Origin of the sequence: Chitinophaga sp. NPDC101104 (assembly GCF_050277495.1) — a bacterium.
Taxonomy (GTDB): Bacteria; Bacteroidota; Bacteroidia; order Chitinophagales; family Chitinophagaceae; genus Chitinophaga.
On the sequence record NZ_JBNNSF010000001.1, the window covers coordinates 2,116,461 to 2,136,635 of the forward strand.

Genomic DNA, 20,175 nt, shown 5'->3' on the forward strand with positions numbered 1-20,175 from the left:
CTAGCGTTTCAGTTCAAACGGAACGCTTCCCACGATCATGATCTTTTTGATGGGAACGCCTTGTCCTTTGGTAATGATCTCTTCCGGAGACGCATAATAGTTCACGTCTGCCAGGTATTGCGGCGCTACGCGTTTCACATGCTCGATGAAATCGGTCCCTGTACCGTTGGTGCCCACGATCGGGATGATGTTGGCGCCATCGGGCGGATCGGTCTTGCCCTTGTAGTATCTGAAGGTAATGGTGGAATCGAAATTATCGGGCCACCTCACTTGTACGGTGGGCGCGAAGTTGGGGTTCGGGATGGCCTGCCTGGGGAAGATGATGGTATTCTGCGCATCCGGGCCGGGCACGGAAAACTCGATTTCGCCGTCCGTAGGCAGGTTCTGGCATTGTACGCCGATGTTCAGCAGGCCGCCGTTTTCCGCACCGTAAATGGTCGCGTAATTTTCGATAGTGGGCTGTGTGGCGTCTACTTCTATCGTATTTTTCCAGCCAACGTTGGGATGCGTCAGGATGAAATTGGCCATGTCGTTCACCGTACCGATGCTGTACAGGTCGGGCGGCTCCAGCTGGTCGTCGCCATTCTTCACCCACGCCACCAGGCAATAATGGTTGTCTTGCCGCGGAGGCGTCCATTTGAACGGTTCGATCGTGGCGGCCAGCCCCTGCGCCTGCGCCACTACCTGCGCGGCGTTGATGGGCACGTTGGTACCTTCGGTATGCATGATGGTATCCATCTTCCAGTTCTGCGGCCATAACACGATGCTGGTATCCACATAATACAGGTAGATCGTGGAAGTGATGCCCACCAGTTCCGTATTGATACCACGGGCATATACGAAGTTGATTTGCAACGGCGTCTGGTTGTCGCCGTCGGGCAGGCCCTTGTTGTAATTGTCCATATCCAGCAGCGACTGCGGATCTTTCAGCGGCACCGTCCCGGAAATACAGATGTCGGGCGATTGCGTCCAGCTGGGGCCTTTCGCGTTGTCGGGCGTTTCGCCAACGTAGTCCCTGATAAATAGTCCTTGGTATCCCATAAGAAAAAATTTAAGGATTAGGAATTGATTTGAAACACTTGTGCAATATTGTTGCTGTTTACACAGGCCAGGTAAATGGAAGAGGCGTCCGGCAACATCGTGATGCCCATCGGGTATCGGATGTCGCGCTCCCAGGAGAGCGTTTGCACGATACGGAGCGAATTGGTGCTCACCACCCTGATGCCGGTAATGTCTGCATCGGTGATGAACAGCCGGCTGCCGTCTGGCGAAATGCATAAACGCTGCAGGTTGATCACCGTGCCGTAGGAATCGGGATATTTGTATTCCCGCATCTCCTGTTTGGGGATGTCGATCAGCACGAAACTGGTCATCATATTGGTTTGCGCCAGGATGTACAGCGTGCCGTTGTCTGGAGATACCACCATGGATTTCGCGATGCTGGTGATCGTATAGATTTTTTCGGATGGCTGGTAAATGCCGTTGGCGTCCCGGTTGATCGTGTAGATCTTGCCTGCGAACGCGTCCAGGACAAATACCACGGCTCCGTCCGGCGAATTGGCCAGCAGGATGGTATTGGACTTTACGGTGGATATGAACAGGTTGTTGTCGGAAACCACCGTGTAGATATTCGAATTCACATCGCAGGCGTACGTCACCAGCGCATGCTGTCCCGTGGCTTCTTTTACGACCAGATACATATAATCGCCGGCGGCCGACATGGAAATATTGATCGGTTGCCGGGTGACGCCGCCGGTGCCCGTCGGGATGGGGATCTTCAATTGCGAAGCGAACGTAGTGGCATCCAGCACTTCCACCGAATCGTCGGCACTGGCGATAAGGAATAGCTTTTTAACGGGGATCTGTGGCGAGAATACGCAGCCGATCACATCGGTGGTGCTCATTTTGTTCACCACGGCGCCGGTTGCTACGTTGTACACGGACAGCCCTTTGGAATAAGTGCCCTTGCCGATCGTGATCAGCGCATTGTGCCAGGACACGACCGATTTGTTGTCGTTGCTGATCTCCACATCCGTCGGCAGATTGCCCACATTCACCGGCGCGTTCTGCATCTGGTAATTGATGAGCTTGATCACCGTGAGGGATTTGTCGGTGCTGCTCGCGGCGAACACCATGGCATCGTCGAGCGAGAGGGAAATCCCCGCCGGACTGTTCACTGTCGCAATACCAGCTTCCAGGATTTTGCAGTTGGACACCCCTCCGCCGCAGCTCACCAGCGTCACGGTATTGCTACCGGAGTTGGTGACGAATGCATACGCGCGGCTGGTATCCGTGTCTATGCCAATGGGCGAGTTGCCGAGCGGGAGCTCCTGGCGCAGCGACGAGCCCCTGTCATCGTGATGCACCGCGATGAGCTTGTTGCTGCCCTTGCAAACCACGAGCAGCGTATCGCCCGTGGGGTCGCCCACGGCCACGTCCACCGGTTGCGAATCCAGGTCGGAAATATTGCGGATCAAATCGAAACTGTCGTTGAGCGAACTGTACGCCACCACGGAAACGTTGTTGCTGCCCGCATTGGCCACGTACACCAGCGCGCCGGTGGGGTCGGTCGCCAAGCCCATGGCAGACAGCCCAACGGGAACATCGTTTTTCACGGAGAAAACGGTGTCGCTCAGTTTTTCGATCACCATCAAATGCCCCTGCTGGTCTTCGCTATCGTTGCAGGTCACGAAAACGTAGTCTTCGTCTGGCCCAACCGCTATGTGTGCGGGAACATTGTCGAGCGGTACGGTGCAGACGATGCTGAAGGAATAGGACGCGGTGCTGTCGTTATACGTCACCCCGATCACGGTAAGCGTGCCGTTGTCTTCCGCGGAAAAAAGATATTTGCCGTTGGTGGAAAACAGGATGTCTACCGGCTTTCCGCCTACATTGATGGGATCGGTGTAACGGTCGTACGTCAGCGAATTGAGGATTTCGACGCTGTTGGCCGATTGGTTGATGGCCGCCACGAATTGTGCGTCGGGGGAGGCCACGACCTGTTTCGGAACGAAGTCGACGTTCACGTTCCGGGGTTCCTGGTCAAACGCCTGGATCAGCACGCTGCGTTGCAGTTCGTACAGTTTCGCGGAGTTTTTCGGGACGATGGACCACATACCCGGGTTTTTCACGGATTTGTACAGCGTTCCCGATTTGTCGACCGGCTCTTTGGTATTGTCGCGGACGTTGACGAGGTACACGGGATCGTTGGTATCCACGTCCCAGTAAAACTTCACGTCGTGCGGGAAATCTTTTTTATAGATCGCCGTAGGCGTTGCGATGAATGAGTTGATTTCCGGCAGCACGTTCGCCGTTACGGTTTTCATCACCGTGTTCCCCGGTCCGCCGGCGCCATTGGCCACCAGCGTGATGTCGGTGGTTTCGGTAAGGAGGGCCTTGTAACTTGTCACCTTCGTCACGTCCTCATAGAACGGCATCAGCGTCAGCAGCTTGAAGTTTTTGGCCGTCCAGCTCACCGTCACTTCCGCCACACCATTCTGCACGATGGCAGGGTTGGGCGAAATCGTAAGGTTGTCTATCGCCACATGCGGGATTTTGTTCAGGACGATGTAGTAAGATCCGTCGTTATACCCGGGCACGTCCTGGTATTGCACGAACATGAGCGTGGGCCCGGGCTCGAAGGTGGTCACGATCTGGTCGATGTCGAACTGCACGACCGATTTCGTACCGGTACCGATTATGGCCTGTCCGTCTGGCGGCACCATGAGCCAGCAGGGGTTTTGCTGGTCGGCGTTCTGGGTGATCGTCCAGTTGCTGGCGTTCTGCCCCTGCCGTACCCTGATCTTCGCTGCGGACGCGGGCGTCGTCAACGCGCCATACCCCGGCCAATCGGCGGCGTACACGAACGAAACGGTGAACACCGTTTTAGGCCCGGCTTTCACGACAGCCGGCGTAGGCCCGGGCTTGAAAATGAAGGAAATACTGTTCATCACCGGATCGTACCCGTCGATGCTGTTGAAGATATCGCTGGCGGAATTGAGCTCGCAGCCGATGGCGGTATTGAGGTCCTTCTGGCCGTCGGGCGCATTTTGCAGCAGTACCTTGAAGAACGATACCTGCGGCAGTTTGCCGCTGGAAGCGGGGCTTACCCTGAAGCAGCTCACGTTCAGGCTGGCGTTGGGCGCCGCCGGCGGATTGCTCATCGTTAACCCGTTGATGGCGATGTTGATCGCATCGCCGGCGCCGCTGCCCAGCGTAATGTCTGCCGTGGGCGTCATGCAGATGAGGTGGTCGTCCGGGTATAGTTCGAACTGCCAGTCGGCCGCCGCACAGGTCAGCGCCCCGAATTCGGCGGATGTGAGCTGCAGCGCGCTGAGGTCGAGGTAGAGGATCGACCCCGCAGCCTTGGGCGCATCGCTTTTGGGAACGAGCTCGCCGGGCGTGAAAGTGGCATCACCGGTATTGAAGGTGATGGCGAGCGTGAGCTTGTTCACCGCCGGGTCTGTGGTAATGTATATCGTATTGGCGGCCGACGGGTTCCCGATCTCGAAAGACAGCTGCGGCAACGTGCCCTGCGATGCTTCTGCGGCATGCGTCAGCTGCGGCAATTTGTTTTGTAATGTTTCCATATGCGTGTATTAAATGTTTTGGAATACAGTTTATTGGATGATAGACAGGAGAGATGCATCGGTGCCGTTGTTGACGCCGGTCACATCCATGAAATCGACATACACCTGCACCTGTCCGCTGTTTCCGGCAACGAACGCTTTGGTGATGTTGAACGTGATCTCCGCGCCGGGCGCCAGTTCGGTGTCTGCCGAAGGCGTACAGGCCCAGTAGTTCCCGTATTGCAGGTTGTTGAGGCATTTGAACGTCCAGCCGGCTCGGGAGATAGCGATGTCCGGTACTTTGTCGTCATCGATCAGTTGGCCGAAATGGATATAGAAAATGGCGCCGGTATTGGGGTCGCCTTCGGGCAATAGCTGACCGGCCTTGAACGTGACGTCCGTCGGTTTGCGGTTTTTTACCGTAAGGACGAAGTTGTTGTCCTGCCCCGGCACGGCCACGGGTTGGCCGAGCGGGTTCTGCAGCGTGAAGCTGAGCAATTGCGGGTTGAGCCGCAGCCAGCCTTCCCGGATGGCCTGTGGCGTGTAGGCGGCGATGGCTTCGCTGGTCGTGAAACTGATATCGGGGACCACGGCCCAGACGGGCTTGTCGGCCACGAGCGTTTCTTCCACCCAGCTCCATTGATAACCTTCTTCCGCGGGCAGGGGCAGGTTGAAGCCGGTAACGCCCTGCAGCACAGGCGTGGTGAGGAAAGTCATTTCGAGGGTGCTGACGATATCGGTGTATTCATCGGGCGGTATCTCGATGGTCATCACGGGCTGAATGCCGCTGGTGGCGTAAATGGCGGCCCTGGGGTCCACCAGCATGAGGACTTTCACCGCGTCCTGCATCACGTTGGCCGGGTCGGGCGCATCGATTTTCGGGGAAACGTTCACCATCAGGTTGGTGGCCGCCGGCTTCACGACGCCACTGGTGCCGGTGGCGGCTTCGCAGTAGAAAGATGAAAAATCGTATCCCTCCGTTCCCTGTTTGAAATAGCCGATCAGACCGTCGTCGATGTTGTCCAGGTCGCCGAGGATGACGGGGAACTGGACGCCGGTGAAACCGTTGTCTTCCGGCTCCAGCGTATACCAGCTTTGATTGGCCGCCGGGCTCCCCGCCGCTTCCAGCCGCAACATGGCCTGGGTAATGGCTACCGGCCGGCCGATCAGCACGGCCAGGTCGTTGTTTTGCGCGTAGCTGGAAGGGTTCACGAAATTATGCATGGAATCCACCGCCGTCCAGAAATCGAGGAAGAAGGCGGGCGTGCTGGCGGCAAGACTTTCGGCGAAAGCCGCAAAAACGGGATTCTGGTAAGCAAAAACGGAAGCTACCGGCTGGTTGATGGTTTTGTTGTCGCCCGGGGCGGATTGCCAGAGGATGGTGGTGTGGTCGCCGTCGAGGAACATGGTACCGAGGGCGTGGCCCTGCTGGTCGTAGAAAAACAGGCTGGCGTCGAGGTGATTGGGCATGACCCACCCGCAAATGGGAGTGGTGGCGGGATGTACGGTCATTTCCTGGGATTGGTCGCCATCGGCAGACAGCCACCGGAAGATCAGCCGCGAAGGTTGGGAAATCCGCGGGGGCAGGAACGCCGTTTCCGGGATTTGTTTGCCATCGTACCAGCTGATCATGGAATTGGCGTAGCACTGGTCGGAAATCCGGATTTCGCGCTTGTTGCCGTACACGTCTACGGCCGTAAGCCGCGCGTTGAGGTACCCCGCGCGGATGGGGTTGTAAAATCCGTTCGGTTCGGGCGATACGCTGTAGAAATCCCCGACGATGTCGCTCACGCTTTCGGTAAGCGGCGCGTACGGGTTGTTGTCCGGCACCTTGATGTTCAGTTGCAGGTCCTGGTCCTGCATGATGAGCGAATTCCCGAACCCGTTGATGGAAAAGGTAACGTACTTGCCCGTTCCGAGGTCGTCCAGGATGGTTTGTAAAGTTTGGTCGCTGTGGTCTTCCAGGTATTCCGCGAGTTGTTTGGCGAAGCTGTCGGCCGCGCTGAGCGTGAGGATGGCGGAGCCGCTATAGCCTTCCCGGTTATGCGCGATGAACTGCGTGGGGTCGGCAGGGCCTTTATATGTGATAAATCCGCCGGCGTTCTGGTCTACGTCGTAGTTGTTGCTGAAGAAATTGGTGCTGTACTGCTGGAGGTTTTCTCCCTGCATCGTGGGCTGTAACGGCGAAAAATCCGCTTCCCAGATCACCATGATCGGGTTCCAGGGATTGCCGTTCCACCAGCGTACGGCTTTGGGCGCCGGCAGCAGGCCGGTAAAGGTGTAGGTGGATTGGGGCGCACCTTCCAGCGCGGCCTGCAAACTGTCTTGCAAAACGTTGGCGGCGATACTGGTAAGGCTGGATACGATGTTCGTGTTCAGCAGGCAGCTTTCTTCGATCAGGCTGTTGAAAACGGCGGATTGCGGTAAATTGTTCGGCCCGGGCAGGCCGACGGCGTTGAACTGGGCCGCCGTGAGGGTGATGTTATTGACAACGATGGATGAAAGCAGCTGGTCGTTGATCCGGCAAACCAGGTACCCGTCTGCATCTACGCTGGCGGTAACGCTGAAGCGCGCCGTGCCGGCGAATTCCGGCGCGGTAAGCAGGAACACCGGTTCGTTCGGCTGCCAGTACCTGCTGGCCGGCGTTTCCTTCAGTTCGAGCTGCGGCTTGATCCTGCGTTCCTCGTTGAGCGCGCCGAGTTGATCGTTGACCAGTTTGCGCTGCGCGTCGAGCTCGTTTTTCAGGGAAGTGAGCTTCGGGAAAATGGCGTCTTCGTAATAGCCGACCTGCGAACGGATGATGGCGTCGAGCTCGTTTTTGGTGCCATCGTCATCGGCTTTCATCAACCGGTACCAGTTCCCGAACAAAGTGCCTTTGAAATGGGCGTCATAATCGGAGTAGTAATCGTATTGCTGCTGGACGATGTTGAGCTGGTTCAGGGAAATGCCCATCTGTAGCGGGAGATCGGTGGCCGGCGTATCGTTCCCCGGATCGTTGATATCGTCGTCGTCCGGTTTCTGGACGATGAGGTAGGTGACACCGGCGTCCGATGGATTGAACTGTTTGCCGTGCAGCAGTTCCTGCAGCAGCGAGAGCTGCCCGGGCTCGGGTTCCTTGAAAATCGGCAGGATGCCTGTCTGGAAAGCGTTCAGCAAGTCTTCGAAGAAATCGATGTCCGGATGCAGCCGCTTTTTGAAGTAAGCGGAAAATGTTTCCGAAGGATTGTTGCCGATGGTAACCGCCGCGGGAATGGGGCCCTGGTTGGGACTGTCCACGATATAACTGGTTTTGACGTTCCAGGTGATGGCTTCCGTCAAACCGCTGTAAAACGAATACACCGGCGTTGCGTCGCTGTCTTTGAACGTCCAGCCATAGGCGGTTTGCAACTGGTCTTTCGTTTTACCGCCGTTCAGCGGATCGTTGGCGGGCTGGCTGTACCAGCCGGTTACCTGGTACATCACATCGATGGGGCCATCGAGCTTATCCATATCGTCATAAAAGCCGAAGATGTTCCTGGAGTTCGGGTAGAAGGCGGCGAAACAGGTATCGCCATTCGCAACGGCGCTCAGGTCCTGCCCCGTGAGGTCCCTGAATTTGTTGGGGTCCGCAGGCTCGTTCCAACTGGTGGTGAACAGTGTTGAGATGCCCGTGTAGCGATAGTTTTGTTCCTTGTCGCTGAGGGTTTTTACCGGCAGGGTCACAACGGCGTCTGTCGGGTGAACGCCGGCATCGTAGAGACCGTCGCTCTCGATGATCCAGGAAGTGCGGGAAGGCACGCCGCTGGTGATAATGATGCGGCTCAGCAGCCACCGGTTGGGCGCAACGGCGAAATTGGTTTGATTGGTTGCCGGGTCATAGTTGCCCCTGGTGAGGGCTTCGGGGAGCGCCCAGTGCAGGTGGACCCCTTTTTTCAATTGGTCCAGCGGCGCGTCGGTGAGCTTCCTTACCACGTTGGAGCCCAGGAAGGCGTCGTAAATGCCGGTCTGGTTGATGAACGTGGTGGTAGCGCCCGCGAAGGTGCTGGTACCGTTTGCGTCTTCCTGGTCTTTGATTCCCACGCACAGTGCGGTGATATCCACGGGTACGATCAGTCCGTTATCTGCTTGAGGCATACGTCAGGCTTTAGTATTGAGAAAATCAACTTTTACGACTCCTTTGATCATTTCCAGCGCAAATTGCGCAGCGGTGAAATCGGTGATCCCTTCGCTGAGGGGCGGAGCGTTCAGCACCGTTTTGATGGCGTCCGCGGATTTGCTCACCTGCAATGTCTGCTGGTTGCTGCGGGTGGTGATCTTCGCCGTATATCCGTCGATCCCCGAGCCGGGGTCTCCGCCGCCCTGGACCACGCGCAGGGTGGTGAAGAGATCGGGATATGCGCCTTCCACGCCGGAATGCAGCGCCTCCGGCGGTTCATGGATGGAAACCCGCTGCACCACGCCATCGAAGATGCAAAGCAATACTTCTTCCGACAGGCGCTCCATCCGCAGCTGCTGGATCTCGGAAGTGCCGGCGGCATCGTCGTATCCCGTGATTTCCATGCCGGGCCAGCCTTTCAGCACGGCAGACCGCAGCAGGAATCCGGTGATGGTACCGGTATTGTTCACGTATCCCTTCAACGATTGCTTTCGTTTCCGGAATTGCGTGGCCGTTTTTCTCGCCTTGACGCGCAGCTTCGTCAGATAGGGTGTTTCCACGAGCATGGATGCGGTGGTGGAGCGCCCGATGCTGAAAGCCCCGTCCATCAATGCATCTACCCAATTATTGTCGATGTAGAAAAACCGCAGTGATTCCGGCGGCAGCATGCGTTCGTCAGCCACGAGGTAATTGAACGGCACGCCATTGAGCAAGCTCAACCTGGCCATCCAGTTCACGACGTCTTCCGGCGGCGAAATGTCTTTTTCCATGCGCACGCTCCTGGCGGCGAACACGTCGCCGAACGCTTCGATGCCCTGGTATTTGCTTTGGATGATTTTGTTTTCCTCTTCGATCACCTGCCAGGCATACAAGCCTTTTTTCCAGTTGTAGAGCGACGATGCGAAGTTCTTGTTCTGCAACGCCAGCAACTGCCCCAACTGCCACGCGGCGCCATAGGAGATGTCAAACAGGCCGGTATCCGGATTGTACCGGTTCGCCGCGTCGGAGCAGGATACGGGAAATTCGATCGTTTCCTTCACGAGGTACGGCAACAGCGGGCTGCGGTACCAGGAAACGGTATGGCCGCTGTGCCGCAGCGAATGCCCGTGGGGCGTATATCCCATCATGATGGCGTTTTGTACCAGCACGGTGGCGTCTGCCGGGCTCAGCGTGCCCAGCGCCTGCTTCTCCAGGGCGGCTTTCACGGCGTCGGTGGTGGGCGGCGTGCCTTTGAACGGCACCTGCAGCACAGTGAGCCCCTGCTGGTCCAGCTCGTTTTTGTTCAGGTGCTCGAGGAGGCTTTTGAAGGTTTCGTCGCGGGAATTGACGGTATAGCTCCAGTCGATGTAAGTGAGCAGGCGAACGGTGGTAATGCCGGCGGGGAGGTTGCTCTTGCCGTCGTCGTCCGGCAGGTAATCACCGAAGTTTTCGAGGGAAACGAGGAAAGCGTAGTTGTCGGAATCGTTTTGCGGCAGGCGGTTGCCCAGCACCACGGTGAAGTTTTCCACTTCTTTCGCCAGGTTGTCCGTTTTGTCGAGCGTCTGCATTTTCCGGATGTGCGCCAGGAACGGGAGGTCTTTTTTCGTGGGGGCGATCTGGTTGAACAATGCCGCGGGGATGTCGATGATGTTGCAATCATCGTCGGGCGTTTCGCCGTAGTCGAGTTTTTGCATGCCGGGGTAGGAGAAAGTCCCGGCAGGCATGGTGCCGGTTCCCGTTATGGTGGAGCCCGCTACGGTGATGTCGGTGCCCGCGGGCACGAGGGCTTTCGCTTTTTCCCGCACCACGGTGGGCTGCTCGCCGTCGCCGAACAGCAACACCGCGAGCCAGGGCGCCGCCGCATCGCCATTCACACTGTTTCTTTCCCATGGCAAAATCCGGCGGTTGAACAGCACATGCGGCAGCGTTCCGCCGAATTCGCCGTTGGCCAGGTTTTGCGGGAAGTTGGAATTGATATCGTCCGGGTCGAGTGTAAACCGCTCGCTGGTGACCGCGAATTTCCGGCTGGCCGAAAATTCTCCCGGTTGCTGGTTCGTTTGCTGCTTCACCGTGATGGTATACTCGGCGGCTTTCAGCGGCGGAATATCATACTGGATAAAAATTACCTCGTTTTCCGCGGGTGTGGTGTTCTTCATAGCTTAGTTTTTTTCTTCTCCCAATAACCGGAAGAGCGGACTGGCCAGTAAATAATAGGTTTCCGGGTCTGCCAGTTCCACCACGTTGATCTGCACGTCCACGTCGAATCCCAGGTCCGTAACGGCGCTCAGCAACATGGGCCGGTTGGCCTGCGCCTTGTTGGCCATGATAGTGCCGGAAACGGTTATGTCCTTGAAATCATCCGTCAACGGTACGTACGTTTCCGTCCAGGTGAAATGCTGGAGTTCGGGATCGAGCCGGAATTGCAGGTATTGCAGGTCGATGGGCAACGTGCTGGCAGGACAATCCTTGTAAGGCACCATGGTAAACCCGGTGAGCACGTCTTTGAGCGTCGTATCGTTCAACGGATCGCCCACATTCGGATTGCCGTTGCGGTTGAAGCTGACTTTCTGCCATAAACCTTTCGGCACGTTTTTCAGTATCGGTGTGGCGTGGAAGGTGGACAAATCGCCGTTGTCGCTGATGATCTCGATGACCTGTTTCGACTGGAAGGCGGAGCTGTCGAGCCCCACGGGCCGCACTCCGAAATCCGTGTTCTGCAATGGCGCCGGTATGTCGGGATCGATGACGATGCTGATCTTATCGTTTTTGTTATTGGTGAAATCCCATTCTTTCGAAGGAATGATGGCGTCTGTCGTCAGCTCGAATTTTTCCGCGTTCACGATCCAGTTCAGTTCGCCGGGTTTGTCGCTCAGTTGCGCCAGCAATCCATCGGCCACCAGGATTTTACATACATCCGCATTGCTGCCGGTTTGCAGGCCCTGGCTGGCGCCGGCCGGCAACTGGGGAAGCATGTCGCGGGTGAATTCGTCCCAGCCGATTCGCTGCGGCTTGTTCTGGCTGCCCGCGCCGAAGGAAATGGTGAAGGAAATGATGGTGACGTGAATGGTCGCCTTTCCGCTGAATTCCGGTCCCCATACATGCAGGCCCACGCCAACGTGGATGGTGATGGTTTTCTTCGTGAAAAGCAGATTGACGGTGAAAGACGCGCCGATGTCCGTATTGGCGACGATGTCGTAATGGAAAGGCTTCCACATGATGAGGAAATCGGCTTGGAGGATGAACCAGGCGCGGATACCGCCGCTTTGCCATACGGCTTCCATCAAACCGCCGGCCATGATCGCGTTGGAGGTGAGCGCGAAATACAGGGTGCCCTTGATCATGAGGTGACTGTCCACCTTCCACGAAACCCCCATCCTGGGCACTTTCGGGTACCAGTCTGGAACGGTGTAATTGGAATTGTACCCGCCAAGCGTAATCACGAAATCGCCTTCATGATCGCCGCCGAACCAGAAATAGAACGCGAACCCGCCGGTCAGGTGGCAGGCTTTGGCCAGCACGTATGAACTGTCGGTCAACTGCCCCTGTATCGAAATCATTCCAGACCCGTCTACATAAGAAGCCTTGATAGCCAGTTCCGCATATGCTACCGCCGGAATGCCCGTGCTGCCGCCTGTTCCCGGAGGGAGCACCACGCGGGAAAGCCCCAGCAGCGCGATCTCCAGGCGCGTGCCGAACATCACGGTGAGCAGGGCGAAGGAGTTCACCATTTCGAACGACGTAAAGTTGATGCCCGCCGCCAGCCAGGAACTGCCGATCTGCGGCGCCACGATGCCTTTCTGCACGATGTCTGCCAGCACGCCATTCACCTGTGCGGCGATGTCTTTCGTTGGATCGGGCGTTGGGCCGCCGCCCGTGGCCCATACCACGAACGGGAAGGTAGCCACGCCGGTGATGTCGGGGATCACCAGTTTGCGGTTAAAGCCGAACCCGGCAGAAAGCCCGGTCACGAAGAAGAACGGCGGCCCGCCGATGGGGAAATTCAGCACGGCGTACAGGAACATGGAGGGTTTCCCTTCCACTTCCGTATACCCGCCGATGCCGCCGATGGTGAGCGCGGGCGTTTTTACGAGGATGGCGCCATAGAGGTTGACGGGCGAGAAGCTGCCCGTCAACCCGCCGGAAACGAGGATGGGGCCGCTGTTGTAGGTGATGGAAATGCCGCTGAGGGCGAAGGCGATGTCGAACGAACTGATGGCGGAACTGATGCCGAAACCGTTGAGGCCGATGCTGAGGCCGCTGGCGGTGGCGGTAACGTTTACCAAGACGTATATCCGGGAATCCTTGTACCCGATGCCGATCTTGTCGAAATATAACGGCCCGAAATTCTTCTGGATGTTGAACCATTTCGCTTTCACGGCATCGTCTCCCACCGCCGCCAGTTCCATCGTAGCGCCGTTGCTGCTGTCGCCGCCCAGGACCAGGCTGAGCGGGTACAGCGTGCCGCCGATGTTGACGGTCATGGAGAAGGAAACCTTCCCGTTCAGGCCCTCTTCGGGCAGCAGCGGGTAACCGGCCGGGTTGGGCACCAGGGCTTTGATCTGATCGTTGATGCTGGTGGCGAGGGCTTTGGTGGTGACGATGGAAACGAAGTTCACGTCCACCGCCGTGATTTCGAGTTTGCCGGCCGGTATCAGCGTTGCGACTTTATCGATGATAGGGAGGTTGGCCAGATCGATCACCAGGTCGGAGGCCAGCCCGAAATAATAGATCCATTGCTGGTCTGCGGGGTTTTTCATGGCGAGGAAAACCGCTTTCCCGTAGTTGGCGGATTCCAGGGAAAAAGCCAGCGTGCTGGACGTGAAATCGTACATCATGGAGGCGCTTTTCAGCGCCAGGTCGAGGCCCGCCGGAACGGTGGGCATATCGAACCCGAAGGCGCCCACGATATCGGCCAGTTGCAGGTATTCGGAAGGGGCGAGGGCTTCCCAGGAGGCAGTGAGCCGGGTGTCGGTAGTGCCGGAAGTGAAGTTGATGTGGAAAACGGACTCGCCGCCGTTAGACACATGCTTGAGGGTAATGTCTCCCGACATCACGTTCTTGAAATTGTTATTGCCTTCGTTTTCCAGCGAAAATTTCACGTTGATGGCGAGTTCCGTAGTGGTGAACGTGATTTTGGCCGTGGCGCCGAAGGAGAAGTTTTTGGTGGTGGAATTGAAGCTGACGGCCAGGTTCATCAGCGTGATGGTTTGGATCCATTTCGGTGGATTGGACACCCCGAACATCTGTACCACATAGGAGATGAGGTCGCCGATAACGATGGGGTCGCCGTCTTTGGTGCGGCCGCTGAATTGCCATCCGCCTTCGGGCGTGTTGTTGATGGACGCGCTCAGCTCCACGCCCACTTTGCTGATCTGCAATACCGTGGCCACGCTTCCCTGTATCGGCTGCTGGATATTGGAAGGGTCGCGGGTGAAGTGGAGCTTGAATACGTTGATGGCGATATTGTTCGTGATCTGCCAGACGGTGGCCGATTGCGCATCGAACCGGAAGCTCTGCAGCGATGGCACCACGCCGATTTCGAGCACGGAAAACGAAAAGTCTGGCACCCCTTCCGGAACGGTCACCGTTCCTTCGAAAAGCTGCATGGCGACGGCGGTAAGGCTCAGCGTTTTCCCGGGCGCGAGCCCGGCCGTGATGGCCCAGTCGGGGTTATCCTCCGTTTTCCGGAGCGCGCACAGGAGGAAGTTGCCCGTCCCCACTTCGAAAATACCGTACAGATCGCCCAGCACGTTTCGCGTGAGAGGGTCGGTGAGGTTGTAGATGTTGAACCCGATGGAAATTTTCGTGATGGAAAAATACCCTTCGATCACGGGCCAGGAAGAAGCCGTGGCCACTTCGAACTGCAATTGCGTGAGTACGCCGGTGGTGGCGTTGAAATTGACGAACAACGCGTTGATATCGATTTGCGGAATGCTGCTTAAGCCTGCGGGCAGGGAGTTCAGGAAATCCGTTCCGCCCGCCAGTGCGAGCAGGTCCGAGAAACTGGGTAACGTTACCTTTTCGCCGGGCTGCAGCCCGAAAGCCCATTCCGTAGTGCTTCCCAGGCTGGCGCCGAGGTACGCGGGCACGTTGACGCCGCCCAGCACGAAGGTGCCGGTTACGCTGGCGGTGGTTTGCCAGTTTGCGGCGGGCGCCTGTTTGGTGAGCGTAAGGTTTACCTGGAGCCCCGGTAGCAGGAGGATCTGTTTGTCCACGATCGTCCAGCCGTTGGTCACGGAAACGCCGATGGTAAAGTAGGTGATAGATTTTATGTCGACGTTGTACGATACATCGAAGCTGTTGATCTGGATCCCGGTGAGCGCGCCGGCCAGCACGGAAGGGAGGAACTGCGTGATGTCCTGCCCCGCGAGCAGGGAACTGATTTCGGCCGGCGTAAGGTTTTGATCGCCCCCCTCGGCGATGCCGATCTGCCAGTCGCCGCCCGTACCGCTTTGCAGGACGATGGGAATACCGCTGCCGGAAACGCCGTTGCTGGTCACGTTGAGGTTGAACCGGAAGCCCTGCAGACTGAATTTTTCCGACAGTGTTTTGTTGAAGGAGATGTTGCCCGCCGTGATCCAGTCTATAACGGGGAGGGTGGGCGTGTAGCTGGCCGGGAAGATGGCATCGACGGCCCCCACTACCTGGTCGTCCTGCACGTCGAAAGTGAGCGTCAGCGCGAGGGTTTTGTATCCCAGCAATCCCGATGTCCCTATAACGGTCACCGATTCCGCTCCGGGCGCGGGTTTTTCGGCGTTGGCGAGCAGGAGCGTTTCCTGTTGCAACACGTCCCGGAAGAACGTGTCCATGAAATCCAGCCCGAAATCCGCCGGGGTTATGAGCATGTCCCCGTTCGGCTGGATGGGGATGGCTTCCATTTTCTCGATGATCTGTGCTATCAGTGAGGCCATAATGAGTTGGGTTATCAGTTTACGGGAAGTGCATCGTGCAGGCTTACGTCTTCTACGTGCAGTGAATTGGTAATGGAGGTTTGCAGCAACAGCAATCGGGCGGCATATCGCGCGTCTCCCAATGGCTGTACCTGCTGCTGCTTGATGATCGCAGTGGTCGGGATATTGGGAAAAAAGGTAGGCAGGTTGTACGCAACGGGAAGCGGCTGGGTAGGTGGCGGTGGATTCGGATTGTCTATCGTCACTGAGTTGGTAATCTGCACCTGGGTACCGGCAGAATCAACGATCTGCTGCATGCCAATCCGGTAGTAATAAATCGGGATGTCCAGCTGATTCAGATCGGTCAGGCATTGCGTGCCCGCCAGTACGTAGAAGTTCGGAAGGTCGGGCGCCTGGTAGTCGCGCGCATCCACTTCAAGCTGGCGCCTGACGAGCGTTTGCATCGTGTACAGCTGGCCGGTGGCATTTAAAGGATTGAAGTAGTAGGGGGAGATAAAGTTATTTTTGAATTCCGCGGTAGCATAGGGAATGTATCGCACTACCACATTGTCCAGCCGGTCGAACCATTCATCGAACGCAAGGTTTTGCTGGGCCGCCCGCAATACCGTCATGCCGTCTGTAAACCCCGTCATCAAAGCTGGCTGGTCCATCGGCACATACTGCTTGTTCCGGATGCCTTCCCATTGCCACAACCGGTTCTCCTTGTAATCCGGTTCGTATTTCTGGTCCAGGAAACATTTATTCCCGGTGGCTGCCGGCGGCGGGGTTACCCAGGTGAAATCCTGTGCATTCAGGAAGAGCCCGTTTATGCCGCCCGTCGGCAATCCAAGACTGGCGATGAGGCTGGTGGCGCCGATGGAGTTGGTTTCCTTGTTCAGCGATATTTCCATGTCTATCAGATAAGGCAGGTACGCTTTCACCCGGAGGTTTTCCAGGTGGAGGTCCTGAATGGAAAAGCTGCAGGCCAGCGCGGCGATCGCGCCTTCCGTTCTATAAAACGTCCGGGTAATGGACGCGGCATCCTGGCTTTTGAAAATGAGGTAATCGCTCTGCGCAAAAGGGTAATATCCGTTGAATTGAATGGAGGTGCCAGACAGATCGTTGTTGAGGTATTCGATGTAGCCATATGCAGCGCGCACCGGCAGGGGCGGGCCGCCCGGACGCACCGACTGGTAATTGCGTGGCAGGATGCCGTAGACGGGTACGGGTAATCCTGTAAATCCGGGATGGGTAGTCTTGTATGCCGCCAGTTGTGCGTTGTAAATCTCGAAAAGACTGGCCGTCATAAACCGGGGAACAACGGCGTTGATAACGTCCGACCGGCCCGCCAGCAGGCAGTCGGCCTCAATATCGCTGGGTTTGTACACGAGCCTTTTCACTTCGGTGACCGGGTTGTAATCAAACAATGCTACGACATCGACATTAAATGCAAGGATCAAAACCTGCGTACCGCCTTTGTGGAAATCGGAACCGGTAGACCTGATGGCGGTCAGCTCCTGTACGGCGTTAATGGTGTGAGGCGTCAATGCGTCGAAGAAGGCGTCGAGCAGGGCTTTATCGGCATAAAGCCGCCGGCAGGCCTGTTCGATATTGCCGGTAAAATGATTATAGAGCAATTGCAGTGCGCCGGTGGAAACCGTGAACGTGTTCCTGAAAGCCTGGCGGCTGGCGGGGTAGTTGTTCAGGATGTTGGTGTTGAAATATTGCTCGTACGTCTGGTTGTTGGGGATGTTGAGCCTTAATGCCTGGTCTACCGCCGTGCCGATAAACAAATCAAACATCTTTGCCATTTCATTCATGAGACTGGCAGATCTCACGGCGGTCCGTACAAAACTGTAGTTGGCCGCACCGAGATTGGTGGCCAGCGTTGTTTGGAAAAATGTTTGCGCATCTTGCAGATAATCGAGGTACAATGATGCGCGATAGTTGTCTGGTGGTGTAACGCGCAGGGCTTTCAGTTCGGCGACCAGTTCAGGATATGTCATGACAATAAGGTTTTTCGGACAATACGCGACACGTACACCTGGCGCGTGTTTGCGCGAGATGAGGCAATGGCTGAACAGCACCGGGTACATGGAATACCGGTTGTGCCAGCTGCAAAGCAGGGCTACGTGACTATTTGATCACAAATAAAAACTCAGCAGGAAGATGAATGATGAATTACTGATTACGGGTTTAATGGATTTTACAATGAATCTATTTTAGGGCTAGACGATCAGTCAAATAGGGCGATATGAATTTAGCACTATTTATTTTATTTCGACAAAAGTATTTTAGCAAAAATAAAAACTTAACAATTCAATCCTTCGATGATTATAGCTTTTTCTTGCAGTGAAAAACAGCTTCCGTCTATAGCATGTCATACACGGATAATATATTTTATAAATATTTTTCGATTGCGCTATAATTGCCTGCCATGGCCTGTTGCGGCCGCTGCCATTGTGTAATGGTGGATGTCTTACTTGTTTGTGTTTTCATTTGATACGGCGGGTTTTCAGTTGACGGGAATTACCTGTTGCGGATTCATGCCTGCGGCACCCAATGCATTCGTGATGGTGGGCGTTAGCAATAATGAGCGCGCCGGGTTTCCCGGCGGATTCGCCAGCGGAAATACCTGCCCCTGGTATACGATGGTGGTAGTGGGAATGTTGGCCAGGAACGTAGCCCTTCCCAATACCGGCGCCACCTGGAAGGGAACGGTGGGCGGCGGCGGCGCGGCGTTGTTGATCGTTACCGTGGCAGGGATGGGCACCTGCGCACCGTTGGAGTCAATGATTTCCTGCATGCCGATCCGGTAATAGTAAATCGGTATATCCAACTGCTGCAGGTCGGTCAGGCATTGCGCGCCCGCTAGCGACAGGAAGTCCGGGTTCGCGCCGGGCACATAATTGTTCGCCTTCGCGGTAAGCTCGGCCGTGACGAGCATTTGTAACGTATATGCATTGCCGGTTGCATTGCCGGGGTCCAGGTAATACGGCGAAATAAAACTGTTCTTGAAAAAAGAGGTAGGATAGGGGAGATAGCGCACCACTACATTGTTCAACCGCGCGAACCAACCGTTGAAAGCAAGGTTCTGCTCCGCAAACGCCAGTACCGTCATCCCGTCTGCAAAGCCCGCCAGCAGCGAAGGCTGGTCTATCATCACATTTTGTTTGTTCTGCCTGCCAGACCATGTCCATAAACGGTTCTGATAAAACACTGTTTCATATACCTGATTGAGGTAACAGTTTGCCCCGGAGGCGGCGGGAGCGGGGGTGCTCCATCCGAATTCCTGCGCATCGAGGTACAATCCGTTGATGCCGCCGGCCGCCAGGCCGAGCACGTTGGCGATGAGCACCGTCGATCCAATGCTGTTCGATGCCTTCGCCAGGCTGACTTCCATGTCTATCAGGTAAGGCAAATAACCTTTTACCCGTACGTTTTCGAGATGGAGGTCCTGTATGGAAAAACTGCATGCCAGCGCGGCCATTGCGCCTTCCGTCCGGTAAAAAGCCTGTGTGATGGCGGCGGCGTTCTGGCTTTTGAAGATCATGTAATCGCTTTGCGCGAATGGGAAGTAGCCGTTATACTGGATGGTAGTACCGGAAAGATCGTTGTTGAGATATTCGAGGTATCCGTAGGCAGCGCGCACCGGCAGGGGCGGCCCGCCGACATGTGCCGATTGAAAGCTGCGCGGCAGCATGCCGTAGGTCGTTACCGGCAGCCCGGTGAACCCGGGATTGGCGAGCTTGTAGGCCGCCAGTTGCGTATTGTATATTTCGAACAGGCTGGCCGCCATAAACCCCGGCGAAATGGCGTTGATCACGGCCGATTTTCCCGCAAGCAGGCAATCCGCCTCGATGTCGCTGGGTTTGTACACGATCCGTTTGTCCGTGGTCATGGTGGTGTCTCCCGCGGCTTCGGTCACATCCACCGTTAATGTAAAGATCAGCACCTGTTTGCCGCCTTTGTGAAAATCCGAGCCGGTGGATTTTATGCGCGATAGCCCCCAGACGACGTTCGTCGTGTTGGGAGCCAGTTCATCGAAAAAAGTGCCCAGCGCGTTCTTGTCGGCGTACACGCGCTGGCAGGCCTGCTGGATATTGCCGGTGAAATGATTGTACAGCTGCAGCAGCGCATTGGTGGAAACGGTGTAAATCCCCCGGAAAGTGTTCCGGGTGCCCGGATAGCCGGCATTCAGGATATTGTTATCGAAATATTGCTGGTATGTTTCGTTGTTGGGCACATTGAGGAGCAATGCCGCATCCACTGCTGCACCAATGTACAGGTCAAACATCGCAGCCATTTCATTCAGCAGGTTGGCAGACCGGACGGCCGTTCTTACAAAGGCGTAATTCGGCGCGCCGATATTGGCGGCCAGGGTAGTCTGGAAGAAAGTTTGCGCCTGCTGGAGATAGTCGAGGTACAAAGACGCACGGTTCACGTCCGGCGGCGTTACGCCCATGGCCCTCAGGATAGCTTCTAGTTGGGTTCTGTTCATTTCGAATCGGGTTTTAAAGCAATGTATGACACGTAATACGGGCGCATCCATTCCGGACAAACGGGTGAAAATCCTGCATCCGTTTGGGACATGCGGTTTTCA

7 protein-coding genes are annotated in these 20,175 nt (G+C 56.3%); all 7 read right to left on the bottom strand.

Annotated features, from left to right (window positions below):
- The 7 genes from ACQKLP_RS08625 to ACQKLP_RS08655 all read right to left on the bottom strand — a co-directional run bounded on the left by ACQKLP_RS08625 (position 1) and on the right by ACQKLP_RS08655 (position 20,073).
- Positions 1–1,041 (bottom strand): hypothetical protein, encoded by a 1,041-nt coding sequence (locus tag ACQKLP_RS08625; protein ID WP_427321966.1) that lies wholly within the window; start codon positions 1,039–1,041, stop codon positions 1–3.
- 17 nt (positions 1,042–1,058) lie between these two features.
- Complete coding sequence (locus ACQKLP_RS08630; protein ID WP_427321968.1) at positions 1,059–4,589, bottom strand: beta-propeller fold lactonase family protein; 3,531 nt, start codon at positions 4,587–4,589, stop codon at positions 1,059–1,061.
- Between the two features lie 30 nt (positions 4,590–4,619).
- A complete protein-coding gene (locus tag ACQKLP_RS08635) occupies positions 4,620–8,681 on the bottom strand; it encodes a hypothetical protein (RefSeq protein WP_427321970.1) in 4,062 nt (1,353 codons plus the stop codon).
- A gap of 3 nt (positions 8,682–8,684) precedes the next feature.
- Positions 8,685–10,838 carry a hypothetical protein gene (locus ACQKLP_RS08640; protein WP_427321972.1) on the bottom strand — a complete coding sequence of 718 codons (2,154 nt, stop codon included), beginning with the start codon at positions 10,836–10,838 and terminating at the stop codon, positions 8,685–8,687.
- A gap of 3 nt (positions 10,839–10,841) precedes the next feature.
- A complete protein-coding gene (locus ACQKLP_RS08645) occupies positions 10,842–15,593 on the bottom strand; it encodes a DUF6603 domain-containing protein (RefSeq protein WP_427321974.1) in 4,752 nt (1,583 codons plus the stop codon).
- A gap of 14 nt (positions 15,594–15,607) precedes the next feature.
- Positions 15,608–17,578 carry a DUF4135 domain-containing protein gene (locus ACQKLP_RS08650; RefSeq protein ID WP_427321976.1) on the bottom strand — a complete coding sequence of 657 codons (1,971 nt, stop codon included), beginning with the start codon at positions 17,576–17,578 and terminating at the stop codon, positions 15,608–15,610.
- A gap of 509 nt (positions 17,579–18,087) precedes the next feature.
- A complete protein-coding gene (locus tag ACQKLP_RS08655; protein ID WP_427321978.1) occupies positions 18,088–20,073 on the bottom strand; it encodes a DUF4135 domain-containing protein in 1,986 nt (661 codons plus the stop codon).
- Positions 20,074–20,175 lie beyond the last annotated feature (102 nt).

Excerpts from the sequence above, each read along its gene's own strand:
- ACQKLP_RS08625 (WP_427321966.1), bottom strand. The coding sequence starts at position 1,041 with ATGGGATACCAAGGACTATTTATCAGGGACTACGTTGGCGAAACGCCC.
- ACQKLP_RS08630 (WP_427321968.1), bottom strand. The coding sequence starts at position 4,589 with ATGGAAACATTACAAAACAAATTGCCGCAGCTGACGCATGCCGCAGAA.
- ACQKLP_RS08635 (WP_427321970.1), bottom strand. The coding sequence starts at position 8,681 with ATGCCTCAAGCAGATAACGGACTGATCGTACCCGTGGATATCACCGCA.
- ACQKLP_RS08640 (WP_427321972.1), bottom strand. The coding sequence starts at position 10,838 with ATGAAGAACACCACACCCGCGGAAAACGAGGTAATTTTTATCCAGTAT.
- ACQKLP_RS08645 (WP_427321974.1), bottom strand. The coding sequence starts at position 15,593 with ATGGCCTCACTGATAGCACAGATCATCGAGAAAATGGAAGCCATCCCC.
- ACQKLP_RS08650 (WP_427321976.1), bottom strand. The coding sequence starts at position 17,578 with ATGACATATCCTGAACTGGTCGCCGAACTGAAAGCCCTGCGCGTTACA.
- ACQKLP_RS08655 (WP_427321978.1), bottom strand. The coding sequence starts at position 20,073 with ATGAACAGAACCCAACTAGAAGCTATCCTGAGGGCCATGGGCGTAACG.